Below are 22871 nucleotides of genomic sequence, written 5' to 3' on the forward strand. Positions count from 1 at the left end.
GTCAGTCCTCATGCGGGCTTCCGGTCGAGTTGTTGAGACCGACCAGATGGTGATTGAGGAACGCATCCCATTCCGCATGGACCAATTCACCGACATGGATCGGACGCTCGAAATAGGCCTCCACATCCAGGTAGATAATGAATTCCTCCCGCTCCCCTGTATCAAGGGCGATCTTCACGAAAGTGCCCTGATATTCGGTGTTGGTTACCGTCCCCGAAAGGCAATCGCGCGCTCCGGCGGCGCTGCCCAGTCTGATCCGGTCGCGGCGGACCGAGAAACGCATATCCTGGCCGGTCTGCACCCTGTCGAGCGGCCTTACTCCGAAATTAAAGCCGCCTTTGCCTTCGACCCTAGCCATCCCGTCCTCGCCGACTCCGGTTACCTTGCCCGTCAGCACGTTCTGCCCCCCCATGAACCGGGCGACATAGGGGCTGTGCGGACGGTTGTAGATGTCGCGCGGGCTGGCAGCCTGCTCGATCAGACCGTGGTCCATCACCACCACCTGATCGGCAAGGGCAATGGCCTCGGGTTGGGTATGCGTGACGTGGATGAAGGTGATGCCCAGTTCATTCTGCAACCGCTTCAGTTCGACCCGCATCCGCAGACGCAGGAATTCGTCGAGCGCCGAGAGCGGCTCGTCCAGCAGCAGCACCTTTGGATTGGTGATCAGCGCCCGTGCAAGCGCCACACGTTGCTGCTGACCGCCCGAAAGTTCGGACGGCAGACGGTCGGCAAGGTGGCCAAGCTGCACCCGGTCAAGCATCTCTTTAGCCTGGGTGCGGCGGTTATCTGTGTCCACGCCCTTCACCCGCAGGCTGAACGCGACATTGTCCGTCAGGGACAGATGCGGAAACAACGCATAGTTCTGGAACATCAGCGCGGTGCCCCGGCTGCCGGTCCGGGCATGGGTCACATCCTCGCCGCCGATGGTGATCGTCCCCGATGTCGGTGTCTCGTGTCCGGCGATCATCCGCAAAAGCGTCGTCTTACCGCAACCCGAAGGACCGATCATGCTGCAATAGGATCCCCCTTCGATCGTCAAATCGACATTGTTGACTGCCTTCACCGATCCAAAGGCTTTAGTCACATTGCGGATGTCGATACGGCTTTGTTCACTCATGTCTAGCATTCCTGGTCAATCGCGTGCGCGGCGTCGTTTCTGGATGATGGCAATAGCGATGAAAGAGATGGCGATGGCGAGGAAGCTGAGCGCCGAGGTCAGTGTCCCGATCGCATAAAGCGCCGGTGTCGTGACAGTGGTGGTCATGTTCGATATTTCGATGGGAAGTGTGTTGTTGCCGCCCACGGTCAGGAGCGAGCGTGGCATCTCATCATAGGACAGGGTGAAGCCGAACAGCGCGACGGCAATCAGGCCCGGAAACAGGATCGGGATGGTCACCAGCCGCAGGATGGTCAGGGCACGGGCGCCCGCATCGCGCGCCGCCTCTTCCCATGAGGAGTCAAACCGATTGAGGACAGCGAACATGATCAGAAGGCCAAAGGGCAACGTCCAGCTGAGATGCGCGACAAGCCCCGACATCAGCCAGTGGAGACGGATCCCCAGCAACTGGAACATCTGGCTGATGCCAAGGCCAAGCAGGATCCCCGGAACCACCAGGCTGATAATGGACAGGTAAAAAAGCGGCCCAGCGCCCATAAACCGTCGGCGAAAGGCGAGGCCGGCAAAGAGACATACCACCGTCGTGATAATCATGGCCACCAGCCCTAAAAGCACCGACCGAGTGAGGGCTCCGCCCAGATCGCCATAGCGGCTTGACGCGAAAAGGTCGCCAAACCAGTGAACCGACACGCCCCGCATTGGGAAGGTAAGCCCGCCGGTTGTTCCCTGAAAGCTGAGAATGAAGATCATCAGCATTGGCCCGTAAAGGAAGATCACGAACATCGCGAAGAAGGCGGCGAGCAGATAGAAGCCAAGGCCCCGTTTTTGACCGTTCGACATGTTCATCGCCCCCTAGCGCGCCAATTCGGCACGAATATCGACCACCCGCAGGATACCCGAAACCAGCAGCGCCACGACGGCGATCAACATGATCGCCATGGCTGCTGCCTGCGGATAAAACAAGTTGTCGATCTGGTTTTTCATGGCTGAAACGACCGACGCGCTTTGTCCGCCGCTCATCACGCGGACCACGAAGAAATCAGCCATCACCAGGGTGACGACGAATATAGAACCGAGTGCGATGCCGGTCTTGGAAAGTGGAATGATGACCGTGTACAGGATCTGCCACCCGGATGCTCCGGCATCCCGCGCAGCTTCGATCAGATTGGGGTTGATCTTGGCCATGCTGTTGAAGATCGGGACGATCATGAACAGCGTATAGAGATGAATATAGGTCAGGATCACCGCAAACTCGGAGTAGAGCAGGAAATCAAGTGGTTGATTTGTCAGGCCCATCGCGATGATAGTCTGGTTGAAGATCCCCTCGCGGCCCAGGAACGGGATCCATGATATCATGCGGATCACGTTCGAAGTCCAGAACGGGATGGTGCACAGCAGCAAAAGCCCGATCTGCCATTTCAGATTCCGCACATGAAACACTAGGAAATACGAGCAGATGAAACCGATGATCGTCGTTACAATCAAGGTGATCGCCGCAAACTTGATTGTTGTGAAGAATAACGCATAAGTCAGCGGGGAGCTAAGCATCTGCCGGTAGTTGTCGAGCGTGAACTCGCGGTAGATGAAGATGCCGTCCGTCTGCCAGAAGCTGAGCAAGACCAGAGTTCCGATCGGAACGCCAACGAAGGCGATTGTGAAAAGCGCCAGCGGCGCGACCTGCAGATAGGCACTGAGTCCTGAACTCCCGCCCGACGAACGGCTAGACATGGCGCAACTCCGTGAATGTGTGCTGGGTCGGACATGGCTCCGGGGCATGGTGCGCCGGAGCCGTCTAAATCAGGCCGAGATGAATTCGTTCCAGCGCTGAACCATGTAGCGCTCTTCGTCCATCACTGTGTTCCAGACCGAGATATTGCCAATCCGATCCTGGAACGAGCCGCCGTCGCGCTGTGCGCCTTCGCCATCCATCACTGTGCCGTAGGGGTCGACGATCTGCTCCGTCGCCGGCTGCCCCTCGTACCAATATCCCCATTCGTTATCGGTCATGAATTCACGGGCGTGTTCGGGGATAGACGAATAGTAGCCCTGTCGCCCGATGAACCCACCATGCCAACCCGAAAGCGTCCAGTTCATGAACTCATAGGCAGCGTCGCGCTTCATCCCTTCAAGATGCCCCATAAGACCAATTCCCGAACCCCAAGCTCGATAGCCTTCCTTCATGCTTTGATAGACGCAGGGAATACCGCGTGCCTTAACAGCGGTGACAGCCGGTGCCCACATCGACTGAATGACGACTTCGCCCGCAGCCATCAGGTTCACTGACTCGTCAAAGCTGAGCCAGAAGGCACGGAACTGTCCCGCGCGCTTCAGCTCGATCAAGTTATTGATGGTGAAATCGATCTCTTCACGGGTCATGTTCCCCTTGTCGCCGTAGGTTATCTCTCCCATGGCTTCAAAAGCGTTAGCAGCATCCAGGATGCCGGTGCCGGGCACGTTCACAAGGGCGGTCTTGCCCTTGAATTCGGGGTTGAACAGCTCAGCATAGCTTTCGATGGGGCGACCAATCAGGTCCGGACGGATTCCAAGCGTATCCGCGTTGTAGATCGTCGGCACCGTGCTGACGATATCCGTCTCCTCTGCCGCGAAACCGTCTGCATCCGCCGACTCCAGGTACATCACCTTGAAAGGTAGAATGCCTTGCCGCGACAGGTCGCTGCCATCGAAGTTCTTTCCGTCCTTCATGATCGGCGTGATCCTGCTCCAATTGCCGATCTTTGTCTTGTCGATGGCTTGGAAATTACCCGATCGCCACACCTTTGCCAGCGCCCAGTACTCCATGTCGACGATTTCCAGCGTCTCGGGCTGGTTGATGATCCTGGGCATCAGGTTCGTGCTTTCGACCGATTGGGGAACGATGCGGAAACCCAGATCTTCGCTTGCTTTATCGGCGATGTCGGCGATGACCGAAAAGGACGGACCGGTCCAGCTGATCGTGATGTCACGGATGTTCTGCGCCCAGATCATCGGCGCACCGATGACGCCTGAACCGACGGCGGCACCGGTGACAGCGGCCGTCGACTGGAGAAACTTGCGCCGCGAAAGGTCGATACTGTTCTTCATTTCGGTCATGGGGGCTCCTCCCGGGGCGATAGGTTGCAGGTAGATTTGTTCCACCGATCAATGCCCCTTCGCCAGGGTCGCCCATACATGTCGGCTACCAAGAGCGTAGCAATCCGTTTTTAGAATGCAAAGCACAATTTTCTTGGCCTGAGGAGCTTCTCTGGCCATGATGAAAATGGGCGCATGGTCCGCAGCTCTGCCACAGCTCTGCCGCATGCATGTGCAGTCAGGGCGCAGGAACGGGCGAGCAATCTATGATGAGGGCGCCAGAATATAGCGAGATCATGATGCAAACATGCGATCAGCCAAAGAAAGGGTTGAACAGGATAGGGATACCCGCTGCGGCACCGTTTCTGTATGGCACGATCCACGATTTGCTGGCGGCAAGGATCACGAGCGGCGAACTGCCTGCAGGTACGGTGCTCAAGGAGACGAGCCTGTCTCATCAACTTGGAATCAGCCGCGCGCCGGTGCGTCGTGCGCTTGGTCTGTTGGTAGAACGCGGCCTGATCACCCCTGCTCGTGGGCAGGGCTATGTGGTCAGCGGGCGCGCCGATGCGCAGGTGGTGATTTCGCCGCGCAGATTGCAGCAGATCCTGAACCGCGAGCCCGGCGACATCGACCGTTCGGCCGCTTGGGAGCGCATTCTCGCCGAGGTCGTGGATGAAGTGACCGCTTGTATGCCGTTCGGCACGTTCCGCATTCAAGAAGCCGAACTAGGCGATTATCACGCTGTGAGCCGCACTGTTGCGCGCGATGTGCTTTGGCGGCTCATGGATCAACGCCTGATCGAGAAGGACCGCAAGTCGCACTGGATAGTGGGACAGATGACAGCGCGTGACCTACACGAGACAATCGAGATGCGGACGCTCCTTGAGCCCGCTGCTCTTGCGAATGTGGGTAAAGGTCTGTCCCAAGCTTGGATCGTCGGTATCGCTCAGCGTGTGGAGAAGGCAATCGCCACGTTTCCTGCCTGCGGGTCCGCCGAGCTGGATGGTATTGAACAGGCTATGTTTCGCACGATGTATGACGGGCAGCGCAATTCGCGGCTGCTGGGGTCGATTCAGCGCAACCAGATTTCGCTTCTGGTGCCCAAGCTCTTTCGCCAGCATTTTTCCATACGCGACGACTTGCCTGGATTGTACGATCATGCGGCCATCCTGAATTCTCTGTTGCATGGCGATATCAAAGCCGCGTGTGCGCGGTTATGTTCTCATTTGCAGCGGACGGAGGCTCTGACCCTTGCCCGGCTGAGGGTCCTCTCGCAATTACCGCTGCCAGACCATGCACCATATATGACAGCGATCCACTGAAGGTTTTTCATGACTGAACCTATACTTAGGGTCATAGGCACCTCAACAACTCTCACCCCAGAAATCTGCCGACGCGCGCGCACCGACTTAGGATTTTCAATCTCGTTTGAAGCACTTGACGGTGTGGACTGCTTGCGCCGGGGCGTCATGGCACCCGAGAGTTATGACATCTACGACCAGTGGTTCCATTCTGTTGATCTTCTGTGGACCGCCGGCTCCATCCGTCCAATCGACACTGCACTTATCCGGCGCTGGTCCCAAGTCGTGCCCGCCGGCTCGGTTGAAGTGGCTTGGCGCGGGTCGGGCAGCCGGCCGGGGAATGTTCTGTATGTTCAGCCTGATGGCACTCTTGCAGGGGCGGCTAGTGAGTCATGCCCGCCGCAAATTTCCATGCTGCCGACGGTCTACAATGCAGACAGCTTTGCATATACTTCCGAGGTAGCACGACATTATGGAGAGAACCGCCAAGAAAGCTGGGCTTGGCTACTCGACAGTGCGTGGCATGGACGTTGCCTGCTGAGTGCCGATCCAGCAGGAAGCGCGGTTGAGCTTGCCATCGCAGCGCGTGCCGCCGGTGTGCTTTCTGCAGCGGATCCGGGCAATCTTTCCATTGAGGAGATCGACGAACTTTTTGCCTTTCTCATGTCGCACCGCCGAACCGGGCATTTTGGCCGTTGCTGGAACACGATGGAAGAGTCGGTCCGCGGTATGTCTAGCTCGACTGCCGCCATTGGCTCGCTTTGGTCGCCGGGCTATTACCTATTGCGCGCGGAGGGGAAAGATTTGATCTATGCCAATCCGGTCGAAGGCGCGCGCGGGTGGCATTCCGGGAACTGCATCTCCTCAACGGTAGAGGGAGAGGTGCTTGAAATGGCCTATGCATACCTCAACTGGTGGCTGGACGGAGAGCCGGGTGCGATTATGGCCCGGCGCGGCTATTATACCTCGGTCGCCGGGCCGCTACGTGACACGCTGAGCTCTGCCGAGTGGGCGTATTGGTATGCAGGCGAGCCTGCGGAAGAAGATTTGCCAGGACCTGATGGACGCATTGTCGCCCAACAGGGCGAACAACGCGCCGGCGGCAGTTATCGTGATCGGATGGAGCGAATTGCGTTCTGGTCGACGATCATGCCGGAGAACAACTACTTAATCCGACGCTGGCGAGAATTTATCATCTCCTGACAAACGCACGCTGCCGAGCAGTGGCAGGGATTGAAAGCCGAGGCCCGCACGCTCCCGAGGCAGACAGCCGCCCGTCTTCTGATCGTCCGCTGCCGGTTTGGCTGGCGATGGGCCAGCTTTCGTCTCTGGCGACCTTGCATGACCGGCCGCAGCGCCGTCTGATGGCGGACGCCTGCTTCCAAGCACCCATGACGACAGAAAGCCGATGACATGACAAATTTCTCCCGAACGCAGCGTATCCGCAAAGACGTCGTGTGGACCGATGGGGGTGTTGTTGCCTGCCAGCACCGCAAGGCTGCCGAGGTCGGGGCGGCGGTACTGGCCTCGGGGGGCGATGCCATAGATGCGGCGGTCGCGACCTCGTTTGCGGTGGGGGTGGTCGAGCCGTGGATGTCGGGACCGATGGGCGGCGGCATGATGACCCTGTGGCGTGCGGGCGAGGCGCGGGCCGAAACCATCGAGTTCGGCATGCGTTCCCCCGCCGCGCTGGACGTCGCCGACTACCCGCTGGAGCCGGGGCGGCAGGCGGCGGATCTGTTCCCGTGGACGCGGGTCCGGGACGACCGCAACATCTTTGGCGCGACCTCTGTCGCGGTGCCAGGCACGGTGGCGGGGATGGCGCTGGCGCATGAGCGCTATGGCACGAAGGACTGGGCCGATCTGCTGGCTCCCGCCGTGGCGCTGGCCGAGGAAGGGATGCAGCTCGACTGGTACTCATCGCTGCTGATCGCCTCGGCGGCGCGCCAGCTGGCGCAGGATCCGGATGCGGCAGCGATGTTTCTGGCGGATGGGCAATGGCCCGATATCGCGGGCTGGACCACGGCGGCCACCGCCCGGCTGGACCAGCGCACCCATGCCGCCACCCTGCGTCGTCTTGCCGACCACGGCGCGCAGGACTTCTACGACGGCGCCATCGCGGGCATGCTGGTCGAGGATGTCGGGGCCAAGGGGGGCTGCCTGTCGCTGGACGATCTGCGGGCCTATCGGGCGCTGGCCACGACGCCCCGCACCATCCGCTACCGCGACGCGGTGATCCATGCGCCCTCGGGCCTGTCCGCCGGGGCGGAGCTGGTGAAGACCCTGCAGCAGATGGAGGTCGCCTTCCTGCCGGGCGAGGCGCCCTCGGCGGCCAGCTACGGCGCGCTGGCCTCAGGGCTGGGCGCAGCTTATCGCGACCGGCTGGCCCAGGGGGGCGATACCGGCGAAAGCCCGCGCGCCCCGGCCTGCACCACCAGCTTCAGCGTGGTGGACCGGCACGGCAACATGGTGAACGTGACGCAGACGCTGCTGTCGATGTTCGGCAGCCATGTCGTCTCGCCGCAGACCGGGATGCTGCTGAACAACGGCATCATGTGGTTCGACCCCGAGCCCGGCAAGCCCAACTCCCTCGCGCCGGGCAAGCGCTGCCTGATGAATGTCTGCCCGACCGTGGGGCAGGTGGGCGACCGGATGTTCGCCATCGGCGCCTCGGGCGGGCGCAAGATCCTGCCGGCGGTGGCCAATCTGGTCAGCTTCATGGTGGATTTCGGCATGGATCTGGAGGCCGCGTTCCACACCCCCCGCATCGACGCCTCCGGCGCCACAGGCACCGTGATGGACGAGGATCTGCCGCCCGACGTGGCCGAGGCGCTGGCGGCCCTCGGTCCCGTGACGACCGCGAAACGCACCGTCCACCCCTATGCCTTTGCCGTGCCTGCAGGCGTCATGCGCGAAGCGGGTCGTAACTGCGGCGCGACCGAGATCATGAGCCCTTGGGGGGATGCGGTTCACGAAGGCGAGGTGTGATCGGGTGCTGCCCGGAGGCTACTTCAGCGCGTCGCGCAGCCACGACCATACCACCGTTGCCATGACGGCCGGCTTCTTCATCAAGTGAAACGGGATCGGCTGCGGTGCGGTGCCCGAGGCCCAATCCGCCAGCACTTTTCCCATGACCAAGGCCATGGCGACGCCGCGTCCGTTGCAGCCCATTGCTACCATGACATTCGGGGAGACCTGATTGAGATGCAGATAGCGTTCCGCCGTCATGGCGAAGAAGCCCCCCAAGGAAAACGCCACGGCACCTCCGGCGGCAGCCCGCAAAGCGTGAGGGACATCTTGCGCAGGTCGCCCTCTGAGCCTCTGTGACTTTGGCAAAATAGGCGCCCGCCCATCCATGACACGACGACCCTTCTGATCCTTGCACCCCCCTCTACAGCTACGCAACACGGATCGAATCCTTGAATGGATTCCCATCCGGCTCACGGAGACCAATTCTTTGGTGTGATATCAAAGGAAATAAGTTGACGTGGTTCTTAAACCGCAGATTCTCGGGCGCAGGCATTTGTCGGGCGGAGGGGCGCGACATTGTCCAAGTTATCTGCAGCGGCAGACTGGCCAACGGCTCGAGGAAAATGTGCCAGGTCAGGAAGCCCTGCGAAATCTGATCCGAACGAATTTCACCAGGGAGGAGACACCATGCAGCGTGCGTCCATGATTGGCTTGCTCGTGACGACGGCTCTTGCGACACCAACACTTGCCCAAGACAACTTGGAGACGCTGCAGGGGATGCAGCGCACCGACGCGACATTCACCCGGATTGACCAGACGGGCCCGACTGCCGATGCGTTGCAAGCGATCGTGCCCCATATCAACGTGCCCAGCGGTTTTGAAGCCAGTCTTTATGCCGTCGTCCCCGATGCCCGGTCGATGGCTGTCGCCCCCCAGGGCACTGTCGTCTTCGTGGGCACCCGAAAGGACAAGGTCTGGTCTGTCGTGGATCGTGACCGCAACCGCGTGGCCGACGAGGTCATGGACTTTGCACCCTCGCTGACCTTCGACGTTCCGAACGGTCCCTGCTTTTCACCTGACGGTTTCCTCTACATTGCCGAACGCAACCGGGTTTTGAGCTTCCCGGCTGCTGAATTCTTTTTTGAAGGCCCGGACCCTGCCGTTAGCACTGTGATCGCGCAGGGTGAACTTATCCCTAAGGAGGAGGAAAGCTTCAACCACACCGCCCGTGTTTGCCGCGTGGGCCCCGATGGGAAGCTATACGTGTCTCTCGGCCAGCCATACAATGTCCAGCCTCAGGACAAGGTGGCGACGTATGACGAGATCGGGATCGGCGGCATCATCCGTGTAAATGCCGATGGCAGCGGGCGCGAGGTCTACACGAGGGGTATCCGCAACTCAGTCGGGCATGACTTCAACCCGACCAATGGCGATCTTTGGTTCACGGACAACCAGGTCGACGGCTTGGGCGACGATATTCCGCCGGGCGAACTGAACCGGCAGACGGAAGCGGGCCAGCATTTCGGCTTTCCTTGGACAAATGCCTCGTTCGAGATCGAGGACTACAAGGGCGTGGAGCGCCCCGAGGGTGTGGATTTCAGCGAGCCCCAGGTCGAGATGGACGCCCATGCCGCAGATCTCGGCATGAGCTTCTACCGGGGAAGCAGCTTTCCCGAGAAGTATAAGGGAGGCATCTTTTCGGCCCAGCACGGCAGCTGGAACCGGACCACCCCCATCGGTGCGCGGGTGATGTTCACTCGCCTCGATGCAGACGGCAATGCCGCAGGGACCGAGGTCTTTGCCGATGGCTGGCTGGACGAGGAAACCGGTGAGTACCGGGGTCGTCCCATGGATGTGGCGTTCCTCCGCGACGGCTCGATGCTGATTTCGGATGACTTCGCGGGGGCGATCTGGCGGATCGCCTATACCGGAGAGGGCTCTGAGCAGGCTGACGCCGGAGCAGACAGCGCCACGTCCACCGGTGCCGCACAGGTTGAGGAAGAGGCTGACGAAGGGGCCGCAGCGCCTGCCAACTAACGACATCGGGCTGACAGATTGACGTTATCCGGGGCAACTTTTACTGCCCCGGACCAAGCCAGGAAAGACATATCATGACGTTACTTCACCGCGCGGCGGCTCTCGTTGCAATGGCCGGCCTCCATGTCGGTCCTGCCTTTGCGCAAACCGACGATCCTGCTCCGGGCGCGCAGCAGGCGGGTTCCAATCTCACCCAGACATGCCGGGTCTGTCACGGTCTGGACGGGGTGGGCACAAACCCGATCATTCCGAATATTGGCGGGCAGAGTCCCGAATACCTGTCGAAAGCTCTTCAGGACTATCGTGCGGGCCGACGCGAGGACCCGCAGATGTCCATTATCGCAAGCGATCTCAGCGATGATGACATCAGGAATTTGGCCGCATGGTATGCTTCGATCACGGCAACCTACGAAATGCCGAAGTAGACCTTGACGGTGCATGACACGATTGCCTCGCGTGATGATCTCACATCAGCCGCGTGGCAATCAAACCGACATGGGTTATTCCGCCCCCGTCCAAGTGGCTGCCCCTTTACTTCTTAATTCCGCCATCGATGCGATCGACGATGCGCTTTCTGATCCGCCATAAGCATCCGCAGAACCTGCCGTAATCCCCAATCTCATATATGCCCGGTCTGGCCGCAATGCACAAAAGCCAATACCGTTTATGGCGAGATGATGATTGCGATGCCGTCAAGCGACGGCCCTGTCCAGACTCTTTATTCTGCCCATTAAATACCAACTGAAGCATTTAGAAAATTGGATGCCAGGATGGCCTTTGTTAGGCCCCCGATCAAGGGATCATGCCACGCGATCACCCGGGGCTTGGCCAGCGAAAAACGCATCGAGATTATCGAGTGCCCTGAACCCCATGGCATCACGGGTGTCTTCCGTCGCGGACCCGATATGCGGCAGGAGAAAAACGTTAGACATGCCGGCAAGGGTCGAATTTCCACCCGGCTCCGTCTGGAAGACGTCGAGGCCCGCCGCGAACAGCTTTCCCGATCTCAGCGCCGCGATCAACGCGATTTCATCGATCAGCGCACCACGTGCCGTGTTCACGACAATTGCCCGGTCCGGCAGCAGAGCCAGAGTGCGGGCGTTCATGACGTTCATGTTTTCTGCCGTCGCCGGACAGTGAAGGCTCAATACGTCGGAAACAGCGAGCAGGCCGTCGAGGGTTGGGTGATAGACCGCCCTTTTTTCAAGGTGATCGGGCAGCCGACGCCGATTGTGGTAATGGATTTCCATACCGAAGCCGCGCGCCCGATCTGCAGTGACCTGACCCACGCGGCCCATTCCCAACACGCCGAACCGACGACCTGTGACCTGTCGACCGACCATGAACGAGGGGGACCATGTGGTCCATTGCCCGGAACGAACGAGGGCATCGCCCTCCGCACCCCGCCTGGCCGCCCCCAACATGCACAGGATCGCAATTTCAGCCGTGGCGTCCGAGAGCACGTCCGGGGTGTTCGTCACCACGATCCCAGCCGCTTTGGCCGCATCCAGATCGACATGGTCGGTTCCAACGGAATGGTTCGCGATGATCTTAAGCCGGGGACCGATGGCGCGGATGACTGCGGCATCGAAACGCTCGGAATGGCAGGGCAGCACCGCATCAACGCCCTGGCAGGCCAAGATAAGATCCTCTTCAGAAAAGACGTCGTCGTCCACGTTGAAGACGACATCGTAGTCATGCGAGGCCCGCTTTTCGACAACCGTGCGAAGCTTGCGCGTGATCAAGAGTCTGGGTTTGGCCATTGGGTTCACCTTGATATCGACTGCTTATGACTGGCTGAAACGTTTGACTTGCTAACCCAGATGGCGCAGGCGCTTGATCAGCGACGAGGTGTCCCATCGGCCACCGCCCATCTTCTGAACATCCTTGTAGAACTGATCAACAAGTGCCGTCACCGGCAGGCTGGCTCCGGTCGTATTCGCGGTGTCGAGGCAGATCCCGAGGTCTTTCCGCATCCAGTCCACGGCAAAGCCGTGTTCGAAATGACCGCTGAGCATGGTTTCGTACCGGTTTGCCATCTGCCAGCTGCCCGCTGCCCCCTGGCTGATCACCTCGACCACTGCCGCGCCGTCAAGCCCGGCCTTTTCCGCGAAATGCAGCGCTTCCGACAGGCCCTGAACCAGTCCGGCGATTGCGATTTGATTGCACATCTTGGCCACCTGTCCCGCGCCGCTGTCGCCGATCCGGCGACAGATCCGGGCATATGCGGAAATGATGGCTTCGGCCTTGCCGTAATGAGCCTGCGTTCCCCCGCACATCACGGAAAGGACGCCCTTTTCTGCCCCCGCCTGCCCGCCGGACACGGGCGCGTCGACGAACCCCAGATCGAGGGCGGCTGCGGCCGCACACATGTCTCGGGTGACTGCTGCGGAGACGGTCGTGTGATCCACGAAGATCGTTCCTGCCGTCATGCCGGCGAAGGCGCCATCCGGTCCTATGCAAATAGCGCGCAGATCATCGTCATTGCCGACGCAGGCGAAAACGAGCTCCGCCCCAGCAACCGCCTCTTGCGGTGTCCAGGCCATGCTCCCGCCGTGCTCTTCGACCCATCTTTCTGCTTTCGCTGCGGTCCGGTTGTAGACGGTGACCTCGTGGCCTTTGGCGTGCAGATGCCCCGCCATCGGATACCCCATCACCCCGAGTCCCAGAAATGCCACTTTGGTCATTGATGCTCTTTCCCCTGTTAGCGGTTCGACCCTGATTGTGCGATCGGGACATGTTCAGATGCAATCAGCACGGCGCGTGCCAGATGTCCGGCACAAATGATGTGACCGTCCTGCCAAAGGCGCGGATATGAGGACCGCTTATTGCGGCGGATGTCTAAACCTTTGTCGCATTTTGTTTATTGGGCAATACGGAATGAACTGCTTTCCCGACGAAGGTCGTATTGACCAACCATCCGGACCTTCCTTTTAAGTAATACTCAGGTCCGGCTGAAAATCTGTTGCGCCAAGGGGTTTAGGCGGGTCTTCTGGTCTGGAGGGATCGCATGTCGCGTCAGCGGCCATATTGTCTGGGAGGACACCGATGACTGAAACTCGTGAAACAGCACGTCATTCTCGCCGTTCATTTCTACGCACTGGCGCCGTTGGCGGTTCTGTAGCAGCAGTCACCGCTCTTGCGGCACCTGCCGTGCTTGCGCAGTCTCCGATTGTGATGAGGATGCAGACGTCTTGGCCCGCGTCGGACATTTGGATGGACATGGCCCGCGAATACACGACGCGTGTCGAAGAAATGTCAGGCGGTCGTATCACCATCGACCTTCTGCCTGCCGGTGCGGTCGTCGGTGCATTCCAGGTGATGGATGCCGTGGCTGACGGGGTCATCGACGCCGCCCACACCGTGCCGGTTTACTGGTACGGCAAGTCCAAGGCGGCGTCGTTCTTCGGGACGGGTCCGGTTTTTGGCGGCTCGGCGACAACGATGCTGGCTTGGTTCTACCAAGGTGGCGGTGCCGAACTGTATCGCGAGCTCACCCAGGACATTCTCGGCCTCAACGTCTACGGCTACATGGGCATGCCCATGCCCGCCCAGCCTCTCGGCTGGTTCAAGAACGAGGTCAGCACGGTTGCGGACGTTCAGGGGTTGAAATACCGGACCGTCGGGCTTGCAGCAGATCTGTTGCAAGAAATGGGAATGTCTGTAGCCCAGTTGCCAGGCGGCGAAATCGTGCCGGCAATGGAACGTGGCGTGATCGACGCGTTCGAGTTTAACAACCCCTCGTCGGACCGCCGCTTCGGCGCTCAAGACGTGGCGAAAAACTATTACCTGTCCTCGTACCACCAGGCGTCGGAATCTTTCGAGTTCCTGTTCAACCGTGATTTCATGGACGACCTTCCCGCAGATCTTCAGGCAATTCTAAAATATGCAGTGGAGGCATCCGCAACTTCGAACCTAGCTTTGGCCATGTCGGAGTACTCGAAGGATCTGGCTGAACTTCAATCTGAAGGGGGCGTTACGGTTCGACGGACATCCCAGGACATTCTTGCGGCCCAATTGCAGGCTTGGGACACGTTGATTGCAGATCTAGAAACGGATCCCTTCAACAAAAAGGTCATGGACAGCCAACGGGCTTGGACAGAGCGCGTCGCATATTACGAGCTGATGAACTCGGCCGATTTGGGCTTGGCATACGAGCATTACTTTCCGGGAAAGCTCAGCATGTAACTTAGTGTTTGGCGCGGTAAAACCGCGCCATTCGCTATCGGCCCTGCCACGCCCTCGGAGTTTCCATCATGCAAAACTATATTCGATTTGCCGACAACCTCTCGGCATGGTTTGGCAAGGCCTTCGGCTGGCTCGTCATTCTAATGACTCTCGGAATGAGCTATGAGGTGCTTGTCCGCTATCTGTTCAACCGCCCAACCCCTTGGGCGTTGGATATGAGTTTCATTATGTATGGAACGATGTTCATGATGGGCGGGGCTTATACCCTGTCCCGTGGCGGCCATGTGAAGGGCGATTTTCTATATCGGCTATGGTCAGATCGGACACAGGCCCGGGTGGATCTCGTCCTTTATTTTGTATTCTTCTTTCCCGGAATTCTTGCATTGATCTTTGCCGGTTGGAAATATGCCAGCCGATCTTGGGGGTATGGAGAGGTTTCGGTCAACAGCCCGGCTGGCATTCCGATCTATCAGTTTAAGTCAGTGATCGTGGCCGCTGGGATCCTGCTGTTTATCCAAGGGATCGCTCAGGTCTTTCGCTGCCTCATCTGCATCCGCCAGGGATACTGGCCACCACTCCCCCAAGACGTCGAAGAGACCGAGACTATCCTTGCCCAAACTGCTGCGCAAAAGCAGACAAACGGTCCGGCCTGACGCCGTCCCACCCGCATCCGTCCTTCAGATTCCGGAGTCCTCGACGTGACCGATCCTCAGATCGCCTTGTTCATGCTTGGCATCTTTATTTTCTGCGTCTTCCTCGGATTTCCCATCGCATTCACACTGATGGCGATTGGGATTGGATTCGGCTACTTTGCCTATTATGAACCTAGTCGGATGTGGCGTTCATACGATCGTCTTGATGAGACTGCAGGTTGGTGGGAAAGTACCACGCTCTGGATCGAAGGGTTTTACAACAACCGAATCTTTGATCTCTTTGTTAATCAGACCTACACGGTGATTTCGAATGAGGTCCTGACGGCCATCCCGTTGTTTCTCTTTATGGGGTACATCGTCGAGCGTGCAAATATCGTCGACAAGCTGTTTGGCTCAATCGCGGTAGCAACGAGGAATGTGCCGGGTTCACTTGGCGTTGCGGCGCTGATCACCTGCGCCTTGTTTGCGACAGCGACCGGGATCGTTGGGGCGGTCGTAACGCTGATGGGTCTGCTGGCCCTGCCTCAGATGCTCAAGATGCGCTACAACCACAGTTTTGCGACCGGCATCATCTGTGCTGGCGGCACCTTGGGAATCCTTATCCCGCCATCGATCATGCTGATCGTCTATGCAGCCTCGTCCGGCGTCTCCATCGTGCGCCTCTACGCGGCCGCCCTTCTGCCGGGTCTGGTGTTGGTCGGGCTCTATCTTGTCTACATCGTGGTTCGGGTGATGATAAACCCAGCACTCGCCCCCAAGCCTACTGAAAAGGAGTTGCCGAGCGTCCCGATGGGCAAGCTGCTCTGGCTATTGGCGACAAGTTTTCTTCCATTGGCCGTCCTGATCCTGGCAGTGTTGGGGTCGATCCTGTTCGGCCTTGCCACACCGACCGAAGCTGCCTCGATCGGCGCCTTGGGCGGCATACTGCTGGCCATTGCCTATCGGGCCATGACGTTCGATCGCCTTCGTGAAAGCGTCTATCTCACCGTCCGGACAACGGCGATGGTTTGTTGGCTGTTCGTGGGGTCCTATGTCTTTTCCGCAGTGTTCAGCTATTTGGGAGGTGAACAGGTCATCTCAGAGTTTGTTCAAAGCCTTGATTTGACCCCGATCCAGTTCTTGCTGATTGCTCAGTTGATCATCTTCCTGCTTGGCTGGCCGCTCGAGTGGTCGGAGATCATAATCATTTTCGTCCCGATCTTCTTGCCCCTGCTTCCGATCTTCGGGATCGATCCACTCTTCTTCGGCGTCCTCGTCGCTCTGAACCTGCAGACCAGTTTTCTGACCCCACCTATGGCAATGAGCGCCTACTATTTGAAAGGGATCGCACCAGCGAACGTAAAGCTGACCGAAATTTTTGCGGGTGTCCTGCCTTATTGCGGCATGGTCATCATCGCGATGATCCTGATGTACGTCTATCCGCAGATCGTCTTCATGTTACCGGATGCGGTTTATGGCCCTTCACGATAAGGGAGATGCCATCCTGGGGCTTGGGGCGGTCGAGATGCGCGACCGCCTTGCTTCTGGGGCATTGCGGGCGGTCGATGTTGTCCAGAAGTGCCTGGCACGTATCGAAAACTTAGAACCCACGGTGGGCGCATGGGCGTGGGTTGACCAGGACTATGCCTTGTCGCAGGCAAAGCGCCTGGATCAATGGCGCCAGTCAGGACGGTCGTTGGGCCCGCTGCATGGCCTTCCAATCGGGCTGAAGGACATCATCGATACCAAGGGGGTCCCTACCGAGAACGGGACGTCCATCGATGCGGGGCGGGTCCCTACCGAGGACGCGTGGATCGTCGCGCGACTGCGCGCGGCAGGGGCCATCATTCTGGGAAAGACCGTCACCACCGAATGTGCTTTCATGCATCCGGGCAAGACCCGCAATCCCCATGACAGCGCGCATACCCCGGGCGGATCCTCGCAGGGATCAGCCGCGGCCGTTGCCGCCGGAATGGTGCCGTTGGCGATTGGAACGCAGACCGGGGGGTCGGTCATCCGTCCTGCATCCTTCTGTGGCATCGTCGGGATGAAGCCAAGCTTTGGCCTGATTCCTCGGACCGGCATACTGCCACAATCGCCCTTTCTGGATACGGTGGGCGTATTTGCGCGAAGCGTTGCCGACTGCGCGCTTCTTGCCGAGGTGTTGTGCGGGCATGATCCCGCGGACAAGGCCACGGACGCCTTGCCCATACCGCGTCTGTTGCAAACTGCCCTATCAGACGTGCCGCTCACTCCGGTCTTCGGCTTGGCACGGATCCCGGGTTGGGATCAGGCAGAGCCGCAGATGAGAGCGGCTGTTCAAGAGCTTGCCGCGCTGCTGGGTGAGCATTGCTGCGAGGTCCCCTTTCCGATGCTGGATGAAGTCGCGACGATACGCCAGCGCATTAACTTCGCCGAAATGTCCAAATGCTACTATGCGCTCGAGCGGCGCGGTCGAGACCAGATGTCTAATGTCCTCAAAGCGGCGATCGACGAAGGAAAATCCGTGCCTGCACGGGATTATCTTTCTGCCCTTGATTGGCGCGAGGTTATCAATGCCGGAGCGGATGTAATTTTTTCGCGTTGCGACGCAATCATGTGCCCAGCAGCCTTGGGCCCTGCACCATCGGGACTGGCTGATACAGGAAACTCGATCTTCAATGGTCTTTGGACGCTGGCTGGATTGCCGGCAATTACTCTGCCCTTGTTCACGGCGGAAAATGGGCTTCCCATGGGAATTCAGCTTGTTGGGCGGCAAGGCAATGACGCCCGGCTTTTGCGCACGGCAAATTGGCTGGCCAAGTACCTTGAAACTTATGGAAATGAAAGGCAATAAAATGAACATATTTATGGCTTTATTGGCGTTTGTCGTATTGGTTGTGTTTCTTGGTATTTTAGTTTTCCATGTGCCAAGAGTAGACCTTGCATCTGTGGTAGCTCTAACTGTAGCTCTCGCAGGCTGGGATCTTTATACGACCTTCAGATCGCGCAGGCGCTGAATACGTGATGATTCAAGCCGGCAAGCCTCCGCACTTCAGCTTGCCAATCGTATACCGCCAAAACAGCTAGCTGAATAAGGTGCAAGATGCAGTGTCATAAGATCGGCAATGCATATCGCCCACGCCTTGCGCTACAATTACAAGCGCTGTCATCTGAAGGATCACATGTTAAGTTCGAATGACCAGCTTACTGGCTGGAGAAGGTTCGAAGTCAGACCCATGCCCTCCGGCGCCTTGGTCTTGCCGCCATCCTTCTTCAGGCTGTCCTTCAGCGCCGACATCAGATCGACCACGTTTGTGCCCGAGGGTCTGCCGCCATCGTCGTCCCCTGCCTTGGCGCGCGGGGTCTTGCGGTTCTTGCGCTTTGCCTCGATCAGGTCACGCAGCGCCTTGTCATAATGATCCTTGAAGGCCTCGGCGTTGAACGACGACGACTTCCGCTGGATCAGCTGGGTCGCCACCTCAAGCAGATTCTTGTCGCTGGCCGCGTCCTCGATGGATGCGAACAACGGTTCGGCCTCGCCGATCTCATCCTCATAGCGCAGGGTCTCCAGCAGCAGGCCGTCGCCGCAGGGGCGGATCGCGCACAGATATTCCCGCCCCCGCATCGTCAGTTGTCCAAGTGCGGTCTTCTTCTCGGCCCGCAAGGCGTCGCGCACGACGCGATAGGCATCCTCGGCCAGATCATCGGTCGGAACGACATAGTAGGGCTTGTTGTAACACAGCGGCGGGATCTCGGACTGATCAACGAACTGGACCAGCTCTAGCGTCTTCTTGGTGTCCAGCTTGATCGCGTCGATCTCTTCAGGGTCAAGCAGCAGGTAATCGCCGTCCCCGACATCATAACCCTTCAGGATGTCGTCGGCCTTGATCGGCCCCATACCCGCTACGGTCTTTTCGTATCTGACCGGTTTCCCCGAAGGTCCGTGGATCTGCCGGAACGACACCCGCGCCCCCGACTTGGTGGCCGCATGAAGTTCGACGGGAATGGCAATAAGGGACATGCGCAGCTGACCCTTCCAGACGGCACGTGACGCCATGACAGCCTCCCTTTTTAGAGAACTCGGCAAGCACTGATCAGTTCATGTGTCCGCTGGAACATAGTGCTGATGCGGCACTTATTCCGGGTTCGATCACGGTGGAGATGGTGCCTGATCGGGGCCGCTGAAGCGAGCGTGAACGGGTGGAGTGGGCGCGCTGCGTCGCAGCGCCTCCGACCGACGCCGAACAACAGCATTCTGCGCCATGAAACAGCGATCGCACCCAATAATCGAGGCTAATGCTCGCAGCGCTTGCAACCAAGAGTGCCCCCATATCGCGGCAATCCCATATAGGTTTGGTCAACCGGCGTATCGCGACCGCGACGCCCGGTCTATCGGATCAGACGTCCACGTATTTCCGCCACGGGTGTGCCTCTTGAAATCCCAGCACGTCGCGGATCTTGCGATTGGACAGCGGGGCCTCATCCTTGCCCATCGGCCGGGTGATCGGCGTATCTGGTGCATATGTCGCCAGGAACTCCGCCGTCGGCAGGGTGGCGGTGATGGTGTCGTTCACCGCGTTGAAGACCTGATAGCCGAGCCCGTCCTTCTGCAGGCAAAGATGCACGATCTCGCCCAGATCGCGGGCGTCGATATAGCTCCAGGCGTTGCGCTTGCGGCTCATCGGGTCGGCCAGGTAGCCGGGGAAGTTGGCGTATTCATGCGGCTCGATGACGTTGCCGATCCGCAGGGCATAGACATCAACACCATAGCGCATCGTGAAGGCACGGCCGGTCCTTTCGTTGACGACCTTCGACAGGCCGTAGCTGTCCATCGGGTCGCTGTCGTAATCCTCCTCCAGCGGGAAGGAATGGTAATCCTTGTCCCCTTCGGCAAAGCAGACGCCATAGGTGGTTTCCGAACTGGCGAAGATCACCTTGCGCACGCCCAGCTTCATTGCCGCTTCCAGCACGTTGTAGGTGCCGACGGTGTTCTGCGCGAAGGTGGTGTTGTCGGGGTTGATCATCACCCTCGGCACGGCGGCGAAATGCACGATGGCGTCGGGGGCCTTCGGCGGCGCGCCTTCGTCGTAGCCGTCAAAGCCGAAATGGGTGGTGAAGGCGTTGAAGACCTGGCCGCTGTCGGTGATGTCGGTGATCAGCGTGTTCACCCCCGGACAGTCGAGCGGCTTGAGATCGACGTTCAGGATCTTGTAGCCCTTGGCCAGAAGATGGGGCACGGCATGGCGACCGGCCTTGCCGGTGCCGCCCGTGAAAACGATGCGCTTGGTCATGAGACTCTCCGTATCCTTAAGTTTGTCCGACGGTCCTGGTCAGCTGGTCGCAGCCGGCAACACCCGTGGCGGTGCAGCATCCAAGAGGAAGGACCCCGGTAATGACGCCTTCTATCAGCACCACCATCCGGTCGCCAAGGACAAGCACCTCCGGCCGATCCGACGCACCTGCAAGGATCGACATGCTGGGTCCGATGCTGCAAAGTCGGACGCTGCGCTTTCTGATGCCCGAACGGATCGCCGACCTGCGCTGCCGCTTTGACCTTTCCTGACTCACCCGGAGAATGACGATGACGCAAGAGAAGATTGGTTTTGTCGGACTTGGCCTGATGGGGCACGGCATGGCGAAGAACATCGTCGAAAAGGGCTATCCGCTGACCGTGGTGGCCCACCGCAAGCGCGCGGCAGTCGATGACCTGATGTCACGCGGTGCCGTCGAAGCCGCCTCCCTGGAGGACCTTGCGCGCAACTGCACCGTCATCCTGATGTGCCTGACTGGCTCCCCCGAGGTCGCAGCCGCGGTGGCGGCCCTGAAGCCCGGACTGGCACCGGGCGCGGTGGTGGTGGATTGTTCCACATCCGACCCGACCGTCACCCTGCGTCTGGCGGCGGACCTGGCCAAGATCGGCGTGGATTTCGTCGACGCGCCTCTGTCGCGCACCCCGAAGGAGGCATGGGCCGGAACGCTCGACTGCATGGTGGGGGCCAGCGACACCGCCTTTGCGCGGGTGCAGCCGATCATCGCCACCTGGGCCGCCAAGATCGTGCATATCGGCGCGGTTGGCGACGGCCACAAGATGAAGCTTCTGAACAACTTCCTGTCGCTCGGCTATGCTGCGCTGTATTCCGAGGCGCTCGCCCTCTCGCGCAAGGTCGGCATTCCGGTGGCAGACTTCGACAAGGTCATCCGGGGTGGCCGGATGGACTGCGGCTTCTACCAGACATTCATGGACTATGCGCTGGACGGCAACCGCGAGGCGCACAAGTTCACCTTGGGAAATGCCTACAAGGACATGCGCTATGTCGAATCCATGGCGAACGGCGCGACCATCGCCACGCCGATGGCCAGCGCCGTGAAAAACGCTTTTGCGCTGGCGATGGCTACGGGAGGAGATGGCCCGGAAGACTACGTGCCGCATCTGTCGGATTACATCGCCAAGGCCAATGGTCTATGACCACGAGCCTGTGCGCCGTCCCTCAGACTGAAGCCTCCGGACCCCGTGATGAGGCGCCAAACCCCACGAGGTCGCGTCCGAAGATGCTAAGATAGGAGCGATGTTCCCAATGGAACGCGCACATCCTAGCCCTCCTCGAAAAACGGTGTCCGGTTCGAGGACGCTGCACTGCAGCGCGTGGCAACAGTAGGCCGTCCGTTAAGGGCCAACGGCAGCTGAAGAGTTGAGAACGCGAATTGATCAACTCAACCGTGACGTCATCCATCTTTGACGCGGTATGTCGGCCAATGCTTATTGGCGGGCTTTGTATCCGCTTTCCAAGGAACACCGGACGGGGTAGGCAGCCGGATCCTTTTAGGGTTGGGGCAGATCATGGCGCAAAACGCCACCATTTATAAAATCGAGCTATCAGTTTCTGACATGGATCGCCATTATTACGAGACCCATAAATTGACTGTGGCAAAGCATCCTTCGGAGACTGATGAGCGGCTGATGGTCCGTATTCTCGCCTTTGCCCTGAACGCCCATGAGCATTTGGAAATGACCAAAGGACTGTCGACGGACAGTGAACCCGACATCTGGCAGAAGAGCCTTAGCGGCGAGATCGATTTGTGGGTGGCACTAGGACTTCCAAGCGAAAAGGTCCTGCGTCAGTCCAGCATTAAAGCTGCGAGGGTTATTGTTTACCCCTATGGTGGCAGGGTTGCCGAAATGTGGTGGGACAAGGTCAGGAACGGCACCACCCGTTTCGAGAACTTGCAGATCATCAGTTTCACGGAGGCCGACACGGCCGCATTGGCACAGTTGGCCAACCGCGCGATGAAGCTCCAAGTCAATATACAAGATGGCGACGTAATGGTGAGCGTCGATGAGACGGTCGTCTACCTCACGCCCGACATATGGAAGAGCGCAGCACAGACGTCCGCAAGCTATCGCCAAAACCGGACCAACGGCACCTCAGGCGAAGTCAGCTAACTCCATCGCGCCAATGACTGCTTCGTGCGGGCTACACCGCCTTGCCAGTCATCGTGACCGACGGCAGCTTTGCGCCGCCTGCGCTGGGACGAAGCATGAGGCCTAACGGTATAGGTGGCCATGTCCGG

20 protein-coding genes are annotated in these 22871 nt (G+C 59.2%); 11 read left to right on the top strand and 9 right to left on the bottom strand.

Going from position 1 to position 22871, the window contains the following annotated elements; all coding sequences use genetic code 11:
• Position 1 precedes the first annotated feature (1 nt).
• The 4 genes from E4191_RS03555 to E4191_RS03570 form a co-directional block, all read right to left on the bottom strand.
• Positions 2–1120 (bottom strand): ABC transporter ATP-binding protein, encoded by a 1119-nt coding sequence (locus E4191_RS03555; protein WP_135314304.1) that lies wholly within the window; start codon positions 1118–1120, stop codon positions 2–4.
• Positions 1121–1135: 15 nt separating this feature from the next.
• Complete coding sequence (locus E4191_RS03560) at positions 1136–1966, bottom strand: ABC transporter permease (RefSeq protein WP_135312188.1); 831 nt, start codon at positions 1964–1966, stop codon at positions 1136–1138.
• Positions 1967–1972: 6 nt separating this feature from the next.
• Positions 1973–2848, bottom strand: coding sequence for an ABC transporter permease (locus E4191_RS03565; protein ID WP_135312189.1), 876 nt, complete (start codon positions 2846–2848; stop codon positions 1973–1975).
• Positions 2849–2917: 69 nt separating this feature from the next.
• A complete protein-coding gene (locus E4191_RS03570; protein ID WP_407947044.1) occupies positions 2918–4210 on the bottom strand; it encodes an ABC transporter substrate-binding protein in 1293 nt (430 codons plus the stop codon).
• Between the two features lie 245 nt (positions 4211–4455).
• Between E4191_RS03570 and E4191_RS03575 the strand changes: the two genes are divergently transcribed.
• The 3 genes from E4191_RS03575 (at position 4456) to E4191_RS03585 (ending at position 8481) form a co-directional block, all read left to right on the top strand.
• Positions 4456–5514, top strand: coding sequence for a GntR family transcriptional regulator (locus E4191_RS03575; RefSeq protein ID WP_176562619.1), 1059 nt, complete (start codon positions 4456–4458; stop codon positions 5512–5514).
• A 9-nt stretch (positions 5515–5523) separates the two neighbouring features.
• Complete coding sequence (locus E4191_RS03580) at positions 5524–6696, top strand: ABC transporter substrate-binding protein (protein WP_135312191.1); 1173 nt, start codon at positions 5524–5526, stop codon at positions 6694–6696.
• Between the two features lie 210 nt (positions 6697–6906).
• Entirely contained in the window at positions 6907–8481 is a 1575-nt protein-coding gene (locus E4191_RS03585; RefSeq protein ID WP_135312192.1) for a gamma-glutamyltransferase, read from the top strand.
• Positions 8482–8499: 18 nt separating this feature from the next.
• Here E4191_RS03585 and E4191_RS03590 read toward each other — a convergent pair whose 3' ends face one another.
• Positions 8500–8751: an FAD-binding oxidoreductase gene (locus tag E4191_RS03590; RefSeq protein ID WP_135312193.1), complete on the bottom strand. Its 252-nt coding sequence runs from the start codon at positions 8749–8751 to the stop codon at positions 8500–8502.
• Positions 8752–9150: 399 nt separating this feature from the next.
• Here E4191_RS03590 and E4191_RS03595 point away from each other — a divergent pair, with 399 nt between their 5' ends.
• Complete coding sequence (locus tag E4191_RS03595) at positions 9151–10500, top strand: PQQ-dependent sugar dehydrogenase (protein ID WP_135312194.1); 1350 nt, start codon at positions 9151–9153, stop codon at positions 10498–10500.
• Between the two features lie 74 nt (positions 10501–10574).
• The gene (locus tag E4191_RS03600) at positions 10575–10925 is read left to right on the top strand and encodes a c-type cytochrome (RefSeq protein ID WP_135312195.1); all 351 of its coding nucleotides are present in this window, start codon (positions 10575–10577) and stop codon (positions 10923–10925) included.
• A 375-nt stretch (positions 10926–11300) separates the two neighbouring features.
• On the opposite strand, the gene E4191_RS03605 is transcribed toward E4191_RS03600, so the two are convergent.
• Positions 11301–12263 (bottom strand): 2-hydroxyacid dehydrogenase, encoded by a 963-nt coding sequence (locus tag E4191_RS03605; RefSeq protein ID WP_135312196.1) that lies wholly within the window; start codon positions 12261–12263, stop codon positions 11301–11303.
• 51 nt (positions 12264–12314) lie between these two features.
• Positions 12315–13187, bottom strand: a complete 873-nt coding sequence (locus tag E4191_RS03610) for an NAD(P)-dependent oxidoreductase (RefSeq protein ID WP_135312197.1) — start codon at positions 13185–13187, stop codon at positions 12315–12317.
• 361 nt (positions 13188–13548) lie between these two features.
• Between E4191_RS03610 and E4191_RS03615 the strand changes: the two genes are divergently transcribed.
• The 4 genes from E4191_RS03615 to E4191_RS03630 all read left to right on the top strand — a co-directional run bounded on the left by E4191_RS03615 (position 13549) and on the right by E4191_RS03630 (position 18156).
• Positions 13549–14688, top strand: a complete 1140-nt coding sequence (locus E4191_RS03615) for a TRAP transporter substrate-binding protein (protein ID WP_135312198.1) — start codon at positions 13549–13551, stop codon at positions 14686–14688.
• A 68-nt stretch (positions 14689–14756) separates the two neighbouring features.
• Entirely contained in the window at positions 14757–15341 is a 585-nt protein-coding gene (locus E4191_RS03620) for a TRAP transporter small permease subunit (protein WP_135312199.1), read from the top strand.
• Between the two features lie 45 nt (positions 15342–15386).
• A complete protein-coding gene (locus E4191_RS03625; protein ID WP_135312200.1) occupies positions 15387–16811 on the top strand; it encodes a TRAP transporter large permease in 1425 nt (474 codons plus the stop codon).
• Positions 16795–18156 (top strand): amidase, encoded by a 1362-nt coding sequence (locus tag E4191_RS03630; RefSeq protein ID WP_135312201.1) that lies wholly within the window; start codon positions 16795–16797, stop codon positions 18154–18156. Before E4191_RS03625 ends, E4191_RS03630 begins: the two co-directional genes overlap by 17 nt.
• A 324-nt stretch (positions 18157–18480) precedes the next feature.
• Here E4191_RS03630 and ku read toward each other — a convergent pair whose 3' ends face one another.
• Together ku and E4191_RS03645 are read right to left on the bottom strand one after the other, a co-directional pair.
• Positions 18481–19359, bottom strand: coding sequence for a non-homologous end joining protein Ku (gene ku / locus E4191_RS03640; protein ID WP_135314306.1), 879 nt, complete (start codon positions 19357–19359; stop codon positions 18481–18483).
• A gap of 340 nt (positions 19360–19699) precedes the next feature.
• Positions 19700–20593: an NAD-dependent epimerase/dehydratase family protein gene (locus tag E4191_RS03645; protein WP_135312202.1), complete on the bottom strand. Its 894-nt coding sequence runs from the start codon at positions 20591–20593 to the stop codon at positions 19700–19702.
• 290 nt (positions 20594–20883) lie between these two features.
• On the opposite strand from E4191_RS03645, the gene E4191_RS03650 reads away from it, so the two are divergent.
• Both E4191_RS03650 and E4191_RS03655 read left to right on the top strand, forming a co-directional pair.
• Positions 20884–21768 carry an NAD(P)-dependent oxidoreductase gene (locus E4191_RS03650; protein WP_176562620.1) on the top strand — a complete coding sequence of 295 codons (885 nt, stop codon included), beginning with the start codon at positions 20884–20886 and terminating at the stop codon, positions 21766–21768.
• A 372-nt stretch (positions 21769–22140) separates the two neighbouring features.
• Positions 22141–22743, top strand: a complete 603-nt coding sequence (locus E4191_RS03655; RefSeq protein ID WP_135312204.1) for a YaeQ family protein — start codon at positions 22141–22143, stop codon at positions 22741–22743.
• Positions 22744–22871: the final 128 nt, after the last annotated feature.

Source organism: Paracoccus liaowanqingii (genome assembly GCF_004683865.2).
Taxonomy (GTDB): domain Bacteria; phylum Pseudomonadota; class Alphaproteobacteria; order Rhodobacterales; family Rhodobacteraceae; genus Paracoccus; species Paracoccus liaowanqingii.